General features: G+C 64.0%; 19 protein-coding genes. 17 read left to right on the top strand and 2 right to left on the bottom strand.

Translation table 11 applies throughout. From position 1 onward, the window contains the following. Positions 1-166: 166 nt before the first annotated feature. The 4 genes from PCQ86_RS15110 to PCQ86_RS15095 are packed head-to-tail and all read left to right on the top strand — an operon-like array spanning position 167 to position 3,272. Positions 167-1,186 carry an RluA family pseudouridine synthase gene (locus PCQ86_RS15110; RefSeq protein WP_270174115.1) on the top strand — a complete coding sequence of 340 codons (1,020 nt, stop codon included), beginning with the start codon at positions 167-169 and terminating at the stop codon, positions 1,184-1,186. Next, a complete protein-coding gene (locus PCQ86_RS15105; RefSeq protein WP_103737418.1) occupies positions 1,179-1,847 on the top strand; it encodes an HAD family hydrolase in 669 nt (222 codons plus the stop codon). The genes PCQ86_RS15110 and PCQ86_RS15105 overlap by 8 nt, the downstream gene beginning before the upstream one ends. After that, a complete protein-coding gene (locus tag PCQ86_RS15100; RefSeq protein ID WP_047351570.1) occupies positions 1,847-2,224 on the top strand; it encodes a Rieske (2Fe-2S) protein in 378 nt (125 codons plus the stop codon). Before PCQ86_RS15105 ends, PCQ86_RS15100 begins: the two co-directional genes overlap by 1 nt. Positions 2,225-2,228: 4 nt before the next feature. After that, positions 2,229-3,272 carry a S49 family peptidase gene (locus PCQ86_RS15095; protein WP_047351569.1) on the top strand — a complete coding sequence of 348 codons (1,044 nt, stop codon included), beginning with the start codon at positions 2,229-2,231 and terminating at the stop codon, positions 3,270-3,272. Between the two features lie 84 nt (positions 3,273-3,356). On the opposite strand, the gene PCQ86_RS15090 is transcribed toward PCQ86_RS15095, so the two are convergent. After that, positions 3,357-4,163, bottom strand: coding sequence for an SAM-dependent methyltransferase (locus PCQ86_RS15090; protein ID WP_270174114.1), 807 nt, complete (start codon positions 4,161-4,163; stop codon positions 3,357-3,359). Further along, entirely contained in the window at positions 4,160-4,759 is a 600-nt protein-coding gene (locus PCQ86_RS15085; protein ID WP_220637813.1) for a Maf family nucleotide pyrophosphatase, read from the bottom strand. Before PCQ86_RS15085 ends, PCQ86_RS15090 begins: the two co-directional genes overlap by 4 nt. A gap of 26 nt (positions 4,760-4,785) precedes the next feature. On the opposite strand from PCQ86_RS15085, the gene PCQ86_RS15080 reads away from it, so the two are divergent. The 13 genes from PCQ86_RS15080 to lepA all read left to right on the top strand — a co-directional run bounded on the left by PCQ86_RS15080 (position 4,786) and on the right by lepA (position 18,024). Further along, entirely contained in the window at positions 4,786-5,337 is a 552-nt protein-coding gene (locus PCQ86_RS15080) for a YceD family protein (RefSeq protein WP_015913981.1), read from the top strand. A 132-nt stretch (positions 5,338-5,469) separates the two neighbouring features. Continuing rightward, the gene (gene rpmF / locus PCQ86_RS15075; RefSeq protein ID WP_011806402.1) at positions 5,470-5,652 is read left to right on the top strand and encodes a 50S ribosomal protein L32; all 183 of its coding nucleotides are present in this window, start codon (positions 5,470-5,472) and stop codon (positions 5,650-5,652) included. A gap of 121 nt (positions 5,653-5,773) precedes the next feature. Next, positions 5,774-6,805, top strand: coding sequence for a phosphate acyltransferase PlsX (plsX, locus tag PCQ86_RS15070; RefSeq protein WP_270174113.1), 1,032 nt, complete (start codon positions 5,774-5,776; stop codon positions 6,803-6,805). Between the two features lie 18 nt (positions 6,806-6,823). Continuing rightward, a complete protein-coding gene (locus PCQ86_RS15065) occupies positions 6,824-7,801 on the top strand; it encodes a beta-ketoacyl-ACP synthase III (RefSeq protein ID WP_011806400.1) in 978 nt (325 codons plus the stop codon). Between the two features lie 56 nt (positions 7,802-7,857). Next, a complete protein-coding gene (gene fabD / locus PCQ86_RS15060; RefSeq protein WP_270174112.1) occupies positions 7,858-8,811 on the top strand; it encodes an ACP S-malonyltransferase in 954 nt (317 codons plus the stop codon). Continuing rightward, positions 8,808-9,548, top strand: coding sequence for a 3-oxoacyl-ACP reductase FabG (gene fabG / locus PCQ86_RS15055; RefSeq protein WP_270174111.1), 741 nt, complete (start codon positions 8,808-8,810; stop codon positions 9,546-9,548). Before fabD ends, fabG begins: the two co-directional genes overlap by 4 nt. 103 nt (positions 9,549-9,651) lie before the next feature. Then, positions 9,652-9,891, top strand: a complete 240-nt coding sequence (gene acpP, locus PCQ86_RS15050) for an acyl carrier protein (protein WP_003058049.1) — start codon at positions 9,652-9,654, stop codon at positions 9,889-9,891. 57 nt (positions 9,892-9,948) lie between these two features. Continuing rightward, a complete protein-coding gene (fabF, locus tag PCQ86_RS15045) occupies positions 9,949-11,193 on the top strand; it encodes a beta-ketoacyl-ACP synthase II (protein ID WP_270174110.1) in 1,245 nt (414 codons plus the stop codon). A 621-nt stretch (positions 11,194-11,814) separates the two neighbouring features. After that, complete coding sequence (gene rpoE, locus PCQ86_RS15040; protein ID WP_103737424.1) at positions 11,815-12,450, top strand: RNA polymerase sigma factor RpoE; 636 nt, start codon at positions 11,815-11,817, stop codon at positions 12,448-12,450. A 40-nt stretch (positions 12,451-12,490) separates the two neighbouring features. Beyond that, positions 12,491-13,114, top strand: a complete 624-nt coding sequence (locus PCQ86_RS15035) for a sigma-E factor negative regulatory protein (protein WP_270174109.1) — start codon at positions 12,491-12,493, stop codon at positions 13,112-13,114. Positions 13,115-13,179: 65 nt separating this feature from the next. Further along, positions 13,180-14,205 (top strand): MucB/RseB C-terminal domain-containing protein, encoded by a 1,026-nt coding sequence (locus PCQ86_RS15030; protein WP_270174108.1) that lies wholly within the window; start codon positions 13,180-13,182, stop codon positions 14,203-14,205. Positions 14,206-14,344: 139 nt separating this feature from the next. Further along, entirely contained in the window at positions 14,345-15,775 is a 1,431-nt protein-coding gene (locus PCQ86_RS15025) for a DegQ family serine endoprotease (protein WP_442874560.1), read from the top strand. Positions 15,776-16,215: 440 nt separating this feature from the next. Beyond that, on the top strand, positions 16,216-18,024 hold the full coding sequence (lepA, locus tag PCQ86_RS15020) for a translation elongation factor 4 (protein ID WP_015913971.1): 1,809 nt from the start codon (positions 16,216-16,218) through the stop codon (positions 18,022-18,024). Position 18,025: the final 1 nt, after the last annotated feature.

Here is an 18,025-nt window from a genome sequence, read left to right as displayed (position 1 = left end):
CAGTGTTTCGATTTGTCAGCCTGCACGGCCGGCATGCGGACCTCGCAGGCAAACGGCCTGCAATCTGCGCGCATGACGCCCGTTGGCATCAACCATGCTGCGCGCCGAGCCGGGCTGGGTCCATTAAACTCCAGACAAATCAACCACTTACACATTCGTCGCGCAGGTGAAACACATTATAGGGGGCAAACCGGCCGCTGGCCGCACCTCGCCAGAAGCCCCGGCGGCCCGCATCGTCGAGGTCGACGCCGAATCCGCGGGCCAGCGGCTCGACAATTTCCTCATCCGCCACCTGAAGGGCGTGCCCAAGACCCACGTCTACCGCATCATCCGCAGCGGCGAGGTTCGCCTGAACAAGGGGCGCACCAGCGCCGACGCGCGCGTGGCACCGGGCGACCTGGTGCGTCTGCCCCCCGTGCGCGTGTCCGACAAGGTGCTGGACAAGGCGGAGCGCCCCGCACCCGCGCGCGAATTCCCCATCCTGCTGGAAGACGAGCACCTGATCGCCATCGACAAGCCCGCCGGCACGGCCGTGCACGGCGGCAGCGGCGTGAGCTTTGGCGTGATCGAGCAGTTGCGCCAGGCGCGCCCGCAGGCGCGCTTCCTGGAACTGGTGCACCGGCTGGACCGGGAGACCTCGGGCATTTTGCTGGTGGCCAAGAAGCGCTCGGCGCTCACACATCTGCAGGACCAGTTCCGGGGGCGCGAGACGGGCAAGACCTATCTGGCGCTGGTCACCGGCCACTGGCCCGGCAACAAGAAGGTCATCGACACGCCGCTGCACAAATACCTGCAGGAGGATGGCGAGCGCCGCGTGCGCGTGACCACGCCCGACGACCCGGACGGCATGCGCTCCGTCACCCTGGTCAAGGTGCGCAGCCAGCTCGCGCCGCGCCCCTTGCAAGGCCTGCCGGCGATGAGCCTGCTGGAGGTGACCATCAAGACCGGGCGCACGCACCAGATCCGCGTGCACCTGTCCTCCCAGGGCCACCCGATCGCGGGCGACGACAAGTACGGCGACTTCGACCTGAACCGGCGCCTGCAGAAGCAAGGCTTGAAGCGCATGTTCCTTCACGCATGGCGGCTACAGTTTGACCACCCGGCCAGCGGCGAGCGCCTGGAATTGCGCGCCGAATTGCCGCCCGAACTGACCGCCTTCCTTTCCGACGACCCCGCACATGCCTGATTTCCGCCCGCGCCGATTCGATCTCATTGCCTTCGACTGGGATGGCACGCTGTTTGACTCCACCGCCATCATCGTGCGCAGCATTCAGGATGCGGTGCGCGATGTGGGCGGCACCGTGCCTACGGATGAAGCCGCCGCCTGGGTGATCGGCATGGCGCTTCCGCAGGCCCTGGCCCATGCGGCCCCCGACGTGCCGCGCGAGCGCTATACGGAGTTGGGCAACCGCTACCGCTACCACTACCTGCAGCACCAGGACGACCTGAGCCTGTTCGACGGCGTGCTGCCCATGCTGGAGGGCCTGCGCACGCGCGGCCACCTGCTGGCCGTAGCCACGGGCAAGAGCCGACGCGGCCTGGACCAGGTGCTGCACCAGGTGCAACTGCGCGGCATGTTCGACGGTTCGCGCACCGCGGACGAAACCGCCGGCAAACCGCACCCGCTGATGCTGCAGGAACTGATGGCCGAGTTCGGCGTGGAGCCCGAGCGCCTGCTGATGATCGGCGACACCACGCACGACCTCGAAATGGCCCGCGCCGCGGGCTGTGCCAGCGTGGGCGTGGGCTATGGCGCGCACGACACGGCGGGCTTTGCCGAACTGGGGCCGCTGTGCGTGGCTTCGTCCGTGGCCGATCTGCACCGTTGGCTGCAGGAGCACGCGTAATGGCGACTCCGGTGGAGCAACGCATCGACCTCTGCCCCAGCGAGGCACTGGTGGATGGCGGCCGCGCCGTGGCGTTCGACGTGCGCTACTGCGGCCAGATCTGCCGCGCTTTCGCCATCCGCTATCAGGGCCGCGTGCACGCCTACCTGAACCGCTGTACCCATGTACCGATGGAGATGGACTACCAGGAAGGTCAGTTTTTCGACGACACCGGCCGCTGGCTGCTGTGTGCCACGCATGGCGCGGCCTACCAGCCCGACACGGGAGCCTGCGCTGGCGGTCCGTGCCGCGGCGGGCTGGTGAAGATCTCCTTGTCCGAGGAAGGGGGCCGGGTGCGCTGGCATACTGCCCTCCATCTGCACACCGTAGAGTTTTGACTCCATGACCGATCCCAACCGCACCGAACCCACGGGATTTGAGGGAAATCCGCCCGCAGCGCCCGACCTGTGGGCGCAACAAGCCACAAAAAATGAAGCGAGCAAGGCCGCAGCCGCCCCCGGCTGGGAGCGCGAGACGCTGGAGAAGCTGGTGCTCGGCACCCTGGCCGAGCAGCGCGCGGCGCGCCGCTGGCGCAACTTCTGGCGCCTGGCGTGGGTCCTGTTGGCGGGCGCGGTGATCTGGGCCGCGCTTTCGCGCGAAATGACCGCCACCAGCAAGAGCACGCCGCATACGGCCGTGGTGGACGTGAAGGGCGAGATCGCCGCGGGCGCCGAGGCCAGCGCCGAATTTGTCGTAGCCGCCATGCGCAGCGCATTCGAGGATGCGGGTTCGCAGGCCGTGGTGCTGCTCATCAACTCGCCGGGCGGCAGTCCGGTGCAGGCGGGGATCATCAACGACGAGATCGTGCGCCTGAAGGCCAAGTACAACAAGCCCGTCTATGCCGTGGTCGAGGAAACCTGTGCCTCGGCGGCCTACTACATCGCGGCGGCGGCGGACGGCATCTTCGTGGACAAGGCCAGCATCGTGGGCAGCATCGGCGTGCTGATGGACGGCTTCGGCTTCACCGGCACCATGGAAAAGCTGGGGGTGGAGCGCCGCCTGCTCACCGCCGGTGAGAACAAGGGGTTTCTCGATCCGTTCAGCCCCCAGACCGAAACCCAGCGCGCATACGCCCAGGCCATGCTCGACCAGATCCACCAGCAGTTCATCGGCGTGGTGAAGCAGGGGCGGGGCGACCGGCTCAAGGTCACGCCCGAAACCTTCAGCGGCCTGTTCTGGACGGGCCAGCAGGCGGTGGAGATGGGACTGGCCGACCAACTGGGCAACCTGGACTACGTGGCGCGCGAGGTGGTCAAGGCCGAGGACGTGATCGACTACACCCGCCGTGACAACGTGGCCGAGCGCCTGGCCAAGAAGTTTGGCGCCGCGGTAGGCATGGGCGCCGTGAAGGGCCTGGCTGCGCTGCAGCTGCCGCAGCTGCGCTGATATTGGGTTAAATCAGGCTCCAGCGCTTATCTATCAAGCGCTGCAAGCTATTATTTTTGAATCAACCGGGGCCGTACGTGCGGCCTACGCACCGATGGCGAAGACCGTGGGTACGCGGTTGTCCGGCGTGCCGGCGGTGTGTTGGCGCCATTCGCGCACCGTGTGGCTGGCAACTTGCGCATCGGCCAGCGTCAGGCCGCTTGCGCGCGCCAGCCGGGTCTGCGGCTGCAGCCCCTGCAGCAGCGCCTGCCACAGTGCGGCGTTGCGGTAAGGCGTCTCGATGAAAAGCTGTGTCTGGCCCTGCTTGTGGGCCAGAGTTTCCAGCTCGCGCAGGCGTTTGGTGCGCTCGCCTGCGTCCTGCGGCAGATAGCCCACGAAGGCGAAGTTCTGGCCGTTGAGTCCGCTGGCTGCCAGTGCCAGCAATAGCGACACCGGTCCCACCAGCGGTACCACGCGCAGCCCCAGGTCATGCGCCGCGCGCACCACGGAGCTGCCGGGGTCGGCGACGGCGGGCATGCCCGCCTCGCTGACCAGGCCCATGTCGTGCCCTGCCAATGCCGGCGCCAGCAGCGGACGTGCGTCGAACGATGCATGGCCCCGGGCGCCGTGGTCGCCCTTCTTGTGCACTTCGCGCGGCAGTTCGGTGATCTGCTGCGCCTGCAGCGGCGCCCCCAGCGGGTGCAGCGCGTCCACGCGCTTGAGGTAGGCGCGGCAGCTCTTGGCGTTCTCGCAAATCCAATGGGTGAGGTGTGCGGCCTGGCGCAACGTGCCCTCCGGTAGGGCTTCGGTCAGGGGCGCCTGGCTCTCGCAGCCGAAGTCCAGCGGCGCGGGCACCAGATACAGGGTGCCCCGAGCCGGGGTCGAGCCAACCGTTGCAGTGCTTTCGCTCATGGCAGCACCAGCCCTGCGGCGCGCAGCATGCGGCAGGTGCGTATCAAGGGCAGCCCGATCAGGGCGGTGGGGTCGTCGCTGTCGATCGCGTCGAGTAACGCGATGCCCAGGCCCTCGCTCTTGGCGCTTCCGGCGCAATCGTACGGCTGCTCGGCACGCAGATAGCGCTCGATCTCGTCGTCCGAAAGGTCACGAAAGCGCACCCGCACCGGCGCCAGGTCCACCTGCTCGAAGCCGCAGTCCTGGCAGACCACCGCCACAGCGGTGTGGAACACCACGGTCTTGCCACGCATGCGGCGCAACTGGGCGGTGGCGCGTTCGTGGTTGCCGGGCTTGCCCAGCGGCTCGCCGTCCAGGTCTGCCACTTGGTCGGAGCCGATCACGATGGCCTGCGGATGCAGGCTGGCCACGGCGCGCGCCTTGGCCAGCGCCAGGCGCAGTGCCAGCGCGCGCGGGGCTTCGTCCGGCCGCGGTGTCTCGTCCACCGCGGGGGCAGCCACGTCGAAGGGCAGGCCCAGTCGGGCCAGGAGTTCGCGCCGGTAGCGCGAGGTCGATCCCAATACCAGGGAGCGGGACAGGGGGGAGAAATCCGGCATGCCTGGATTCTCTTACACTGCCCAGCATGACCAAGGAACACTCCCCTGACCGGCTGGACGTCAAGGCTTTTGCACAGGCCGGCGCTCACCTGTCCGGTCATGACACGCTGCTCAAATACAAGCGTCTGGCCGAGGAGGCGCAGGGGCTGCACCCGGATTTGCGCGTGGATTGGGCGGCGGACGGCGAAGTGCGCACCACGCACGGCGTGGGCGGCCAGGTCTGGCTGCGTCTGAAAGCCAGCGCCACCTTGCCGATGACCTGCCAGCGCTGTCTGCATTCCGTGGACGTGCCCCTGGAGGTGGAGCGCGAATTCCGCTTCGTGGCCGATGAAGCCACCGCCGAGGCACTGGATGGCGACAGCGATGAGGATCTGCTGGCATTGAGCCGCGAGTTCGATCTGCGCGAGCTGATCGAAGACGAACTGCTCATGGCCCTGCCGGTGGTGCCGCGCCATGAGGAATGCCCGACAGATGTCACGCTGGCCTCCAGCGACGAGGACTTCGAGCAGGCCAGTGCCGACAAGCCCAATCCGTTCGCAGCCCTGGCAGGGCTTCGCAAGGACAATCCGGACGCCTGAGAAACGGCCCGTTCGGCGGTTTCGATCAAAAACCATTTGAGATATAATCGAGGGCTTCGCGCGAATCCCCTCGTGTCTTCAATGGGCTGATCGCGTTTTTCACCAACCCTTTCAAGACCCTAGGAGCCGATCATGGCTGTTCAGCAAAACAAGAAGTCTCCCTCCAAGCGCGGCATGCACCGTTCGCACAATGCCCTGACGGTGCCTGGCATCGCCGTGGAGCCCACGACCGGCGAAACCCATATGCGCCACCACATCAGCCCCAACGGCTTCTACCGCGGCCGTCAGGTACTGAAGAACAAATCCGAAGCCTGATCCAGGCTGCGCACCCTCCGGGCCCGCTGCTACGAAAGAAGTAGCGCGGGCCTTTGTCGTTTTGGCATGCGCCAAAATGGCCCATTTATTTACGGCCGCCTGACGGCTTGACGATTTGCCGATGATCACACTGGCTGTTGACTGCATGGGGGGCGATCATGGCCCCAGCGTCACGCTTCCCGCGTGCCGACAGTTCCTGGAGCATCACCCTGACGCACGCCTGATTCTGGTGGGTGGGCAGGACAGCCTGCAGGGTCTGGTACACGAGCGCGTGACGCATGTCGTGGCGTCGGAGGTGGTCACGATGGACGATGCGGTGGAGGTCGCGCTGCGTCGCAAGAAAGACTCCTCCATGCGCGTGGCCATCCAGCAAGTCAAGGATGGCGTGGCGCATGCGGCCATCTCCGCCGGTAACACTGGTGCGCTGATGGCCATCGCGCGCTATCTGCTCAAGACGCTGGACGGCATCGACCGCCCCGCCATCGCCACCCAGATGCCCAATGCGCAAGGCGGTGCCACCACCGTGCTGGACCTGGGCGCGAATGTCGATTGCACGGCCGAGCATTTGCTGCAATTCGCTGTCATGGGATCTGCGTTGGTGTCGGTGCTGCAGGACCGCGATGAACCGCTCGTAGGATTGCTGAACATTGGCGAAGAGGTCATCAAGGGCAACGATGTCATCAAGAAAGCCGGTGAACTGCTGCGTTCTGCGGCCAAATCCGGCGACCTGAACTTTCACGGTAATGTGGAAGGCAACGACATCTTCAAGGGCACTGTGGACATCGTGGTGTGTGACGGTTTCGTTGGCAATGTGGCACTCAAGGCCAGTGAGGGCGTGGCATCGATGATTGCGGGAGCGCTCAAACAGGAGTTTTCGCGCAACATTTTCACGAAAATGGCTGCCATCGTCGCTTATCCGGTGTTATCTGCCATCATGAGGCGCATGGATCACCGGCGTTACAACGGTGCCGCCCTGCTCGGACTGCGGGGGCTCGTGTTCAAGAGCCATGGTTCGGCCGACGTGCTGGCTTTCGAGCAGGCTTTGATCCGGGCGTATGATGCGGCCCGCAACAACCTGCTCGACCGCGTCCGCGCGCGGGTTGCGCATGCGGCGCCTTTGCTGGCAGCCGCAGACGCCCAGCCCGCTTCCTGACCGGCCGTGCCTCCCCCAATGACACGCTATTCACGCATTACCGGCACCGGCAGCTATTTGCCGCCGCACCGGGTAACCAATGATGACCTGGTGGCCCAGCTGGCGCAGCAGGGCATCGAGACCTCCGATGAATGGATCGTGGAGCGCACGGGCATCCGCGCACGCCATTTCGCCGACCGGGACGTCACCAGCAGCGACCTGGCGTTGGAGGCATCGCGCCGCGCGCTGGAGGCCGCCGGTTGCCAGGCGCAAGATCTTGACCTGATCATCGTCGCCACGTCCACACCGGACATGGTGTTTCCCTCCACCGCCTGCATTCTGCAAAACAAGCTGGGTGCCAATGGCTGCCCCGCCTTCGACGTGCAGGCCGTGTGCAGCGGCTTCGTCTATGCACTCACGGTGGCCGATGCCATGATCCGCTCCGGGGGAGCGCGCCGCGCGCTGGTCGTGGGGTCCGAGGTCTTCAGCCGCATTCTGGATTTCAACGACCGCACCACCTGTGTACTGTTCGGCGACGGCGCCGGCGCAGTGGTGCTGGAGGCCTCGGAAGCGCCCGGCATCCTTGCGAGCGACCTGCATGCCGATGGCAGCCATGTCGGCATCCTCTGCGTGCCGGGCAACGTCTACGGCGGCCAGATTCTGGGCGACCCTTTGCTCAAGATGGATGGCCAGGCCGTCTTCAAGCTGGCCGTCGGCGTGCTGGAGAAAGCGGCGCGGGCCACGCTGGACAAGGCGGGCATGACCGACGCCGATATCGACTGGCTGATCCCCCACCAGGCCAACATTCGCATCATGCAGAGCACGGCGCGTAAGCTGAAGCTGTCCATGGACAAGGTGGTGGTCACGGTGGATCAGCACGGCAATACGTCGGCCGCCTCCATTCCCTTGGCACTGGACCATGGCGTGCGCAATGGCCAGGTCCAGCCGGGCCAGACGGTGCTGCTGGAAGGGGTGGGCGGCGGCTTCACCTGGGGTGCGGTGCTCCTGAAAATGTAGCTGCTTGCGCTTGCTGTGCAAGCGCTGGAGCCGCTTTTGTCTTGAACTGTTTGACCATGTCGAAAACTTTTGCATTTGTGTTCCCCGGCCAAGGCTCGCAGTCGGTGGGCATGCTGGACGCTTGGGGTGACCATCCCGTGGTGGCCGAGACGCTGCGCGAGGCTTCAGAGGCGCTCGGCGAAGACGTCGGTGCGTTGATTCATGCGGGGCCCAAGGAGGCGCTGGCCCTTACCACCAACACCCAGCCGGTGATGCTGGTGGCCGGGATTGCGGCTTGGCGCGTGTGGTGCGCTGAGGGCGGGGCACTGCCGGCTGCCGTGGCCGGGCACTCCCTGGGCGAATACTCCGCGTTGGTGGCCTCGGGGGTTTTGAGCCTGGCCCAGGCAGCCCCGCTGGTGCGCCTGCGTGCCGCCGCCATGCAGGAGGCCGTGCCAGTGGGTGCAGGCGCCATGGCGGCCATCCTCGGGCTGGAGTCAGCCAAGGTGATCGCAGGTTGCGCCGAGGCTACGGCCAGCTTTGGTGCTGGCTCCACCGATGTGGTGGAAGCCGTGAATTTCAACGATCCCGCTCAGACCGTGATTGCGGGTACCAAGGCGGGCGTGGAGAAAGCCTGCGAAGTGCTCAAGGCAGCGGGCGCCAAGCGCGCACTGCCACTGCCGGTGTCGGCGCCCTTCCACTCCAGCCTGATGAAGCCCGCCGCAGAAAAACTGCGTGCCGCGCTCGCTGCACTGAAACTGGGCGCTCCGCGCATTCCCGTGGTCAACAATGTGGACGTCGCGGTGCAGCAAGACGCAGATGCCATCCGCGATGCACTCTATCGGCAGGCCTTCGGCCCGGTGCGCTGGGTGGAGTGTGTGCAGGCGCTGAAGGCGCGTGGCGTGACGCATGTGATCGAATGCGGGCCCGGCAAGGTGCTGGCCGGGATGACCAAGCGCATCGACCCCGAACTGGTTGGCGCCTCACTGTTTGACCCGGCCACGCTGGCCGAAACCAAGGAACTGCTGGCATGAGTGAATCCGCCTCTCCCCAGATTGCGCTGGTTACCGGCGCCACCCGCGGCATCGGAGCCGCCATTGCCGCCGAGCTCGGCCAGCGGGGCTTGCGCGTGATTGGTACGGCCACCACAGATGAAGGCGCGCAGCGCATCGGCCAGGCCCTGGCGGCCTACGGCGGCAAGGGCGTCAAACTGAACGTGACCGACGGCGCAGCCGTGGACGCGCTGGTGGATGCCATCGTCAAGGAGCATGGGGGCCTGCATGTGCTGGTGAACAACGCGGGCATCACGCGTGACACCCTGGCCATGCGCATGAAGGACGACGACTGGGATGCCGTGCTTGACACCAATCTCAAGGCCGTTTTCCGCGTTAGTCGTGCGGCTATTCGGCCCATGATGAAACAGCGCTTTGGGCGCATCATCAGTATCACCAGCGTGGTGGGCGCATCGGGCAACCCCGGACAGGCCAACTACGCGGCCGCGAAGGCTGGTGTGGCAGGTATGACCCGTGCATTGGCGCGTGAACTGGGCAGCCGCGGCATCACGGTGAACTGCGTGGCTCCGGGTTTCATTGCCACCGACATGACTGCCGATCTGCCGGAAGAGCAGAAAAAAGCGCTGAAATCCCAGATCGCCATGGGCGAATTGGGGCAGCCCAGTGACATCGCCCATGCCGTGGCTTACCTTGCCTCGGCTGGTGCAGGTTATGTGACGGGACAGGAGTTGCATGTCAATGGCGGCATGTACATGTAATTAAAGTCAGTTGACGCCGCTTTGTCCGTACGGCGGGCTGCTACGGGGCTTTACCCGGAGCGGCTAGAATCGCGGATTCATTCACAACCCCCTGAGGGAAACCATGAGCGATATCGAAGCACGTGTCAAAAAAATCATTGCCGAACAACTCGGCGTTGAAGAGTCCCAAGTCACCAACGAAAAAGCCTTCGTGGCAGATTTGGGTGCCGACTCGCTGGACACGGTGGAACTGGTGATGGCGCTGGAAGACGAGTTCGGCATCGAGATCCCTGACGAAGACGCAGAGAAGATCACGACGGTGCAAAACGCCATCGACTACGCCAATACCCACCAGAAGGCCTAAGTCGCTGCCGCCCCGCACTCCCTGGGGCGCGGCATCCCATCAGCAAAGGTTTAGCGCATGAGCCGTCGTCGCGTTGTCGTGACCGGCCTGGGTTGCATCACCCCCGTTGGCAATACGGTGGCCGATGCCTGGGCCAACATCCTCGCCGGGAAATCCGGCATAGACCTCATCACCAAGTTCGATACGACGAACTTTGCCTGCAAGATAGCTGGCGAGGTCAAGGGTTTTGACCTGGACTCCTTCATCAGTGCCAAAGATGCGCGCACGATGGATACGTTCATCCATTACGGTATCGCGGCGGCCGAAGAGGCAGTGCGCGACGCTGGTCTGCCCACGGGCGAGGCGCTGGACGATGAATTGGCCACCCGCATCGGCTGCATCATTGGTTCCGGCATCGGCGGACTGCCGCTGATCGAGAACACGCATGCGGAGTTGACCAACCGGGGGCCGCGCCGCATCACGCCGTTTTTCGTCCCTGCATCCATCATCAACATGGTGGCTGGCCAGGTGTCGATGCGCTTCGGCTTCAAGGGACCGAACCTATCGGTGGTCACAGCCTGCACCACGGGCCTGCATTGCGTCGGCGAAGCGGCCCGCAAGATCGAATACGGGGATGCCGATGTGATCGTCGCTGGCGGTACGGAGTCCACCGTCTCGCCCCTGGGTGTGGGCGGCTTCGCAGCCATGCGTGCCCTGTCCACGCGCAACGATGATCCGCAGACGGCGTCACGCCCCTGGGATAAGGACCGCGATGGCTTCGTTCTCGGCGAGGGTGCGGGGGTTCTGGTGCTGGAAGAGTACGAACACGCCAAGGCGCGTGGCGCGCGCATCTACGCCGAGGTGTTGGGCTATGGCATGAGCGCTGACGCCGGGCACATGACGGCACCCAATATGGATGGCCCGCGGCGTGCCATGGTTGCCGCACTGCGCAATGCCGGCGTGAATGTCGACGAGGTGGATTACCTCAATGCGCACGGCACGTCCACGCCGCTGGGGGATCTCAACGAAACCAATGCCATCAAGGCGGCACTGGGTGACCATGCCAAGAAGATGGTGGTGAGTTCGACCAAATCGATGACCGGGCATTTGCTTGGTGGAGCGGGAGGCATTGAGAGTGTGTTCACCGTACTCGCTTTGCACCAGCAGAAGGTGCCTCCTACCACGAATATCTTCGAGCAGGATCCGGAGTGCGATCTGGACTACTGTGCCAACACGGCGCGGGACATGAAGATCGACATCGCAGTCAAGAATAATTTTGGCTTTGGTGGCACCAACGGAACGCTGGTGTTTCGGCGCGTCTGATTGATCGGGCCTGGCGCGGCGGCCGGCGCGTCCGCGAGTCTCTGGATCATCGGGCGGGCTCGTCCTCACCAGTGTTTGGCTAACGTCCGCCATGCGTGAGTCCTTGCACGCTCCCGCCGTTCGCTACCCCTATGGCCGCTCGCTCGTGGTGGCCCGCACCCTTGTCGTGTTGGCGCTGGCCGGCATGGCCTGTCTATCGGTCTGGTTGCTATCCCATGGACGTCAGCCCGACCTGGCCATGCGCGCCTGGGTTGGCGCTGTGGCCTGGGTGTTGGGTATGGCGGCGGCCTGGCGCTTCTGGCACCGCCTGCCGGAAGGCTTTTTGGTGTGGGATGGCAGCCTATGGTGGTTGGAGACTGGGCGAACGGGCATACGTATGCCCGTGGATCAGTCACCCGCGGTGCATCTTGACTTTCAGACCATCCTGATGCTTTCCGTGCAAGGGGCATCCCACACACGGCAATGGCTGTGGATGGAATGCAGGAGCGACCCTCTCCAATGGCCGGCTCTGCGGCGTGCGGTATATTCGCGCGCCCGTGGCGGCTCCCTGGCTGGCGCGCCCGCGAAGCAGACAACCGACGGAATGCCACCCCCGCAGGGTGGCGGAGCATCCCACAAGACATGACGACCCCATCGCCCGCGCCCCAAGAGCCCGCCGACAGTGATCTGCGATTGGTCGAGCGCACCGTCGCGGGGGACCAGCGGGCTTATGAACTTCTGGTCATCAAATACCAGCGGCGCATCGAGCGCCTGGTGGGGCGTATGGTGCGCGATACCGATCTGGTAGCCGACATCACGCAGGAAACCTTTCTGCGTGCCTACCGAGCCTTGCACCAGTTCCGTGGAGAGGCACAGTTCTATACCTGGCTCTACCGCATCGCCGTGAACACCGCCAAGAAGGCGTTGGTAGACATGAAACGCAATCCGGTTGTCACGGAGAGCGCTCTTCGCGGCAGCAGCGACTCCGAAGATGAAACTTCCTTCCTGGATCGTGAACTAATCAGCGACGAAACCCCCGAAACCGTGTTGGCGGCCCAGGAAATCGCTGCCGCTGTCAATGCGGCCATGGAGGCATTGCCCGAGGATTTGCGGCAGGCCGTGACTCTGCGGGAGATCGAGGGGTTGAGTTACGAGGAAATTGCCGTAGCCATGGAATGCCCCATCGGTACGGTGCGCTCGCGGATCTTCCGTGCGCGCGAGGCAATTTCCGCGCGGGTCAAGCCTTTGCTGGAGAAGCGCTCCGGCAAGCGGTGGTAGGCGTGTGAATGGCAATGGCGCGGTTTGGCGAGTAAACACCATGAACGACGACATGATGATGCGAGAACAGCTGTCGGCTTTGGCCGATGGGGAGTTGCAGGGCGAAGAATTTGCGCACGCGCTCACCTATGCCGCGAACGCCGAGGGGAGGGCGACGTGGCAGCTCTACCATTTGATAGGTGACACCCTGCGCAGTTCTGAAGCAGCGGGTATGGGAGACCTTGAACTCGTAGACCGCCTGCGCACGCAACTGGCGCGCGAACCGGCGCCCCGTTTGGCGGCCGTGGAAGTAGGTCACGTGGCCTCTATGAAGGCGGGGCAGACGAAAGACAACGCAGCCAACGCCGCAGTGTTCCGCTGGAAGGTGGCGGCAGGGTTCGCGTCGTTTGCCGCAATCGCGGCTGTTGGATGGAGTGTTTATCTGGGCGCCGAAGGTGACGGCCGCGCGGCAGGCGCGCAGTTGGCGGCGGCCCAGCCAGCCATGACGGCCACGGCGCCCGCTCTGCTGGCTACAGCCGCCGGCCCTGATGGGCAACAGGTCATGTTGCGTGATCCGCGTCTGGATGAGTTGCTCGCGGCGCACAAGCAGTTTGGCAGCACGACTGCACTGCAGATGCCGGCAGGCTTCCTGCGGAACGCCACGTTTGAAGCGCCTGCGCGCTAAAGGGTCGGGCTCATCGTTGGAATGTCTAGGCTAGGGAGTCCAGGCGCGTGATTCGGTGGCGAGTAATGCAGTGCTGCCGCAGGTTGCGGTCATGGTGGTTGGTGTGTGGCGGTTTGATGCTCTGTGGCGTGGCTGCGGCGAACTGCATGTCAGGCCCCGCACCAACGACCCCTGGCGAACCACGCGACGTGGCGGAGTGGGTTGCGCGCATGCACCATGCTTCGCTGTTTCGCAGCTACCGTGGCACGTTCGTGGTTCTTTCTTCCAATGGGGCCATGGTCAGTTCCCGGATCTGGCATGCCTGCGAGGGTGCGCGGCAAATTGAGCGGGTCGAGGCGCTGAGCGGAACACCACGGGTGGTCTTCCGGCGCGAAGAGGAGGTCCGCACCTTCCTTCCGCAGGCCCGTGTGGTACGCAGCGAACTGCGCGACGTGCCCGGTGCTTTTCCGCGTGTTGCCGACGCCAAGGGTGTCCATCCTTCGCAGCATTACGCACTGCGGGCGCTTGGGCAGGAGCGCGTGGCCGGGAGGGATGCCGATCGGCTTTTATTCCAGCCCCGTGACGCCTGGCGATTCGGCTACCAGATCTGGGTGGATCGTGTGTCTGGATTGGTTGTCAAGATGCAGACCTTGGACGGCGAGGGGCGGCTCCTGGAGCAGGTGGCATTTTCGGAACTGAATCTGGATGTCCCGGCGGATCTGTCGCGCATCGAACAGATGATGGAGGACTTGCAGGGGTATCGTCTCGTAAAGGTCCCTCTTCAGCGGACGACGGCCGAAGCGCAAGGCTGGACCATGGGCAAGGCGGTGACCGGATTCGTCTCCCAGGGTTGCTATCGCAAAGACGTGATGGCCATGGCGTCCGGCCCGCTATTGCAGTGCATTTACTCAGACGGCTTGGCCACGCTTTCCGTCTTTGTGGAGCCGTTCGATGCGGCACGCCATGCTGCATCTGTGCGCAGTGCCAGTATGGGCGCCACACAAGTGGTGGGCCGGCAGGTGCACAAAACCGCCTGGGTGACCGCTGTGGGGGAAGTTCCTGCCCGAACGCTCCAGCGGTTCATCGAGTCCGTCCAACGCAAGGACGAATGATGCGTGCCGTTCCCGGTGTACGGGAACCAATGCGCGCCGCTTTCTCACAAACTGCTATTCCCGCTGTTGCGGATTGTCTGGAAAAGAAAGGCTGATGATGACGAAACTCCGTGCAAAGCGCGCATGGTGGCCCTGCGCTATGGCTATCGCCTTGGCAATGGGCGGCGCAGGCTTGGTGGTGGCGCCCGCTTCGGTGCAGGCCCAGCCTGCTGCCGTGGTGCGTGGCTTGCCTGACTTCACCGAACTGGTCGAGCAGGTGGGACCGTCCGTGGTGAACATTCGCACAACCGAGAAGGTGACGGCGAGGCCCTCCATCGGAGGCATGGATGAAGACATGCTGGAGTTCTTCCGGCGTTTTGGTGTCCCGGTGCCCAACATTCCACGCCAGCAGGGGCCGCAGCGTCCGCAGCCCGAAGAGCAGCCGCGTGGCGTGGGATCGGGGTTCATTCTGAGTCCTGACGGCTATGTCATGACCAACGCCCACGTGGTGGAGGGGGCGGACGAAGTGATTGTGACGCTGACCGACAAGCGGGAGTTCAAGGCTAAGATCATCGGCTCGGACAAGCGCACCGACGTTGCCGTCGTCAAGATCGACGCCACGGGACTGCCCGCGGTAAAGGTGGGTGACGTGGGCCGTCTTAAGGCGGGTGAATGGGTCATTGCAATCGGCTCTCCCTTTGGCCTGGAAAACACCGTGACCGCCGGCATCGTAAGTGCCAAGCAGCGCGATACGGGCGACTATCTGCCCTTCATCCAGACGGACGTGGCCATCAATCCCGGTAACTCCGGCGGCCCTCTGATCAACATGCGGGGTGAGGTGGTGGGCATCAACAGCCAGATTTACTCCCGTTCTGGTGGATTCATGGGTATCTCGTTCGCCATTCCCATTGACGAGGCCATGCGCGTGAGCGAGCAACTGCGTGTGAGCGGTCGCGTGAGCCGTGGCCGCATTGGTGTTCAGATTGGCTCGGTTCCCAAGGATGTGGCGGAGTCCATCGGGCTTGGCAAAACCGACGGCGCGCTGGTGCGCGGCGTGGAGACTGGATCCCCCGCGGAGAAGGCTGGCATCGAGGCGGGCGACGTGATCACGCGCTATGACGGCAAGGCCGTCGAGAAGGCGTCTGACCTTCCCCGCTTGGTGGGCAACACCAAGCCAGGCACCAAGACCCATATCACGGTGTTCCGCCGTGGCGCATTGCGCGACCTGTCGATCACCATCGCCGAGGTGGAGCCTGATGAAAAGGTGGCAGCCAAGGCAGCCGAAGCAGAAGGCAAGGGCAAGTCCTCGACAGCGGCTCAGCAGATCGGCTTGGTCGTTGCCGACCTGACCGCTGCGCAGGCGAAGGAACTGAAGGTGAAGGGAGGGGTGCGCGTGGTCTCTGCCAACGACGCGGCGGCGCGTGCCGGTCTGCGGGCAGACGATGTGATCATCGCGCTGGCTAACACCGAAGTCCGTAACCTCAAGGATTTCGAAGCGGTACTAGCGAAGGCTGACATGGGGAAACCCATCAACGTGCTTTTCCGTCGCGGCGAATGGGCGCAATATGCACTGATCCGCCCCAGCCGTTAGGCAGCGTCGCCAGGGCTCGCTGGAGCCCTGCGATTCCGTAGCGGGGAACGCTCTTTCGCAGGGTTGGTATCAACGGGGCGCTATGTACTTATTGATAGAATAAGTGTGTTTCAAAGGCGCCAATCAATATAACTCCACCTTGAACGTCGCCATGCGGAAAACGCGCTAAGTCATGCACAGGTTTTCCATGGCTTGTTCACTTGTTATTCAGCAATTTGAGATGTGTTGGTTGAATAAGATGTGGATAAGTGCCTCGTTGCAGCCCGGCAACGACCCCGGGCGCTTGTAGGACGCACCCCTTGTCGGGGCCTTTTTGCCTACAATGAAGCTCCAACTATCGCAGTTGCCAAAGATTGTTGGTTCAGGGCGCGTCGCTTGTTTGACGCGCCCTTTTTTCTTGTCATGAGCCTTGCGGTTCAAATACTTGTCGTATCCCGTTGATGAACCACATCAGAAATTTTTCGATCATTGCGCACATCGACCACGGCAAGTCCACGCTTGCTGACCGCATCATCCAACGCTGCGGGGGACTGGCCGACCGGGAGATGGAAGCACAGGTGCTCGACTCGATGGACATCGAGAAGGAGCGCGGGATCACCATCAAGGCGCAGACCGCGGCACTGCAATACAAGGCGCGTGATGGCAAGGTCTACAACCTGAACCTGATCGATACGCCGGGCCACGTGGACTTCTCTTATGAGGTGTCGCGCTCGCTTTCGGCGTGTGAGGGTGCATTGCTGGTGGTCGATGCATCGCAGGGCGTCGAGGCGCAGACCGTGGCCAACTGCTACACCGCGCTGGATCTGGGTGTGGAAGTGCTGCCTGTGCTCAACAAGATGGATCTGCCCCAGGCCGATCCAGACACCGCCAAGGCCGAGATCGAGGATGTGATTGGCATCGACGCAAGCGAAGCCATTGCCATTTCGGCCAAGACAGGCATGGGCATCGACGACGTGCTCGAGCAGATCGTCGCCAAGGTGCCGGCACCGCGCGGCAAGCCCGACGCGCCGCTGCGCGCGATGATCATCGATAGTTGGTTTGACTCCTACGTGGGCGTCGTCATGCTGGTCCGTGTGGTCGATGGCCGGCTGCAGAAGGGCGAACGCTTCAAGATGATGGCCAGCGGCGCTGCCTACGAGGCGAACAACCTCGGTGTGTTCACGCCCGCGCAGCAGTCGCGCGATGCGTTGGAGGCGGGCGAGGTGGGCTACATCATCGCCGGCATCAAGGAACTGAAGGCAGCGAAGGTGGGCGACACCATCACGCTGGAAAAGAAGCTGCCCAACAACCTGGGCCCCGCCACGGAGGCGCTGCCGGGCTTCAAGGAAATCCAGCCCCAGGTGTTTGCCGGCCTGTACCCGACAGAAGCCAACCAATATGACGCGCTGCGCGACGCCCTGGAAAAGCTGCAGCTCAACGATGCCTCGCTGCACTTCGAGCCCGAGGTGTCGCAGGCGCTGGGCTTCGGCTTCCGGTGCGGCTTCCTGGGCCTGCTGCACATGGAGATCGTGCAGGAGCGCCTCGAGCGCGAGTTCGACCAGGACTTGATCACCACCGCGCCCAGCGTGGTCTACGAGGTGGTCAAGGGCGACGGCGAGGTCATCATGGTCGAGAACCCGTCCAAGATGCCCGACCAGGGCAAGATTCAGGAGATCCGCGAGCCCATCGTGACCGTGCACCTGTATATGCCGCAGGACTACGTGGGCCCGGTCATGACGCTGGCCAACCAGAAGCGCGGCGTGCAGATGAACATGCAGTACCACGGCCGCCAGGTCATGCTGACCTACGAACTGCCGCTGGGCGAGATCGTGCTGGACTTCTTCGACAAGCTCAAGAGCGTCTCGCGCGGCTATGCCTCGATGGACTATGAGTTCAAGGAGTACCGCCCTTCCGACGTGGTCAAGGTGGACATCCTGCTCAACGGCGAAAAGGTGGACGCGCTGTCCATCATCGTCCACCGCAGCCAGTCGCAATACCGCGGCCGCGCGGTGGCGGCGAAGATGCGCGAGATCATCTCGCGCCAGATGTTCGACGTGGCCATCCAGGCGGCCATCGGCGCCAACATCATCGCGCGCGAGACCATCAAGGCATTGCGCAAGAACGTGCTGGCCAAGTGCTACGGCGGCGACATCACCCGCAAGCGCAAGCTGCTGGAAAAGCAGAAGGCAGGCAAGAAACGCATGAAGCAGATTGGGTCGGTGGAGGTGCCGCAAGAGGCCTTCCTGGCGATCCTGCAGGTTGAGGATTGAT

The sequence above is a fragment of the Diaphorobacter sp. ED-3 genome, assembly GCF_027625375.1.
GTDB lineage: Bacteria > Pseudomonadota > Gammaproteobacteria > Burkholderiales > Burkholderiaceae_C > Diaphorobacter > Diaphorobacter nitroreducens.
Note: the sequence above shows the minus strand (reverse complement) of the source record. Positions and strands in the feature narration are given on the sequence as shown.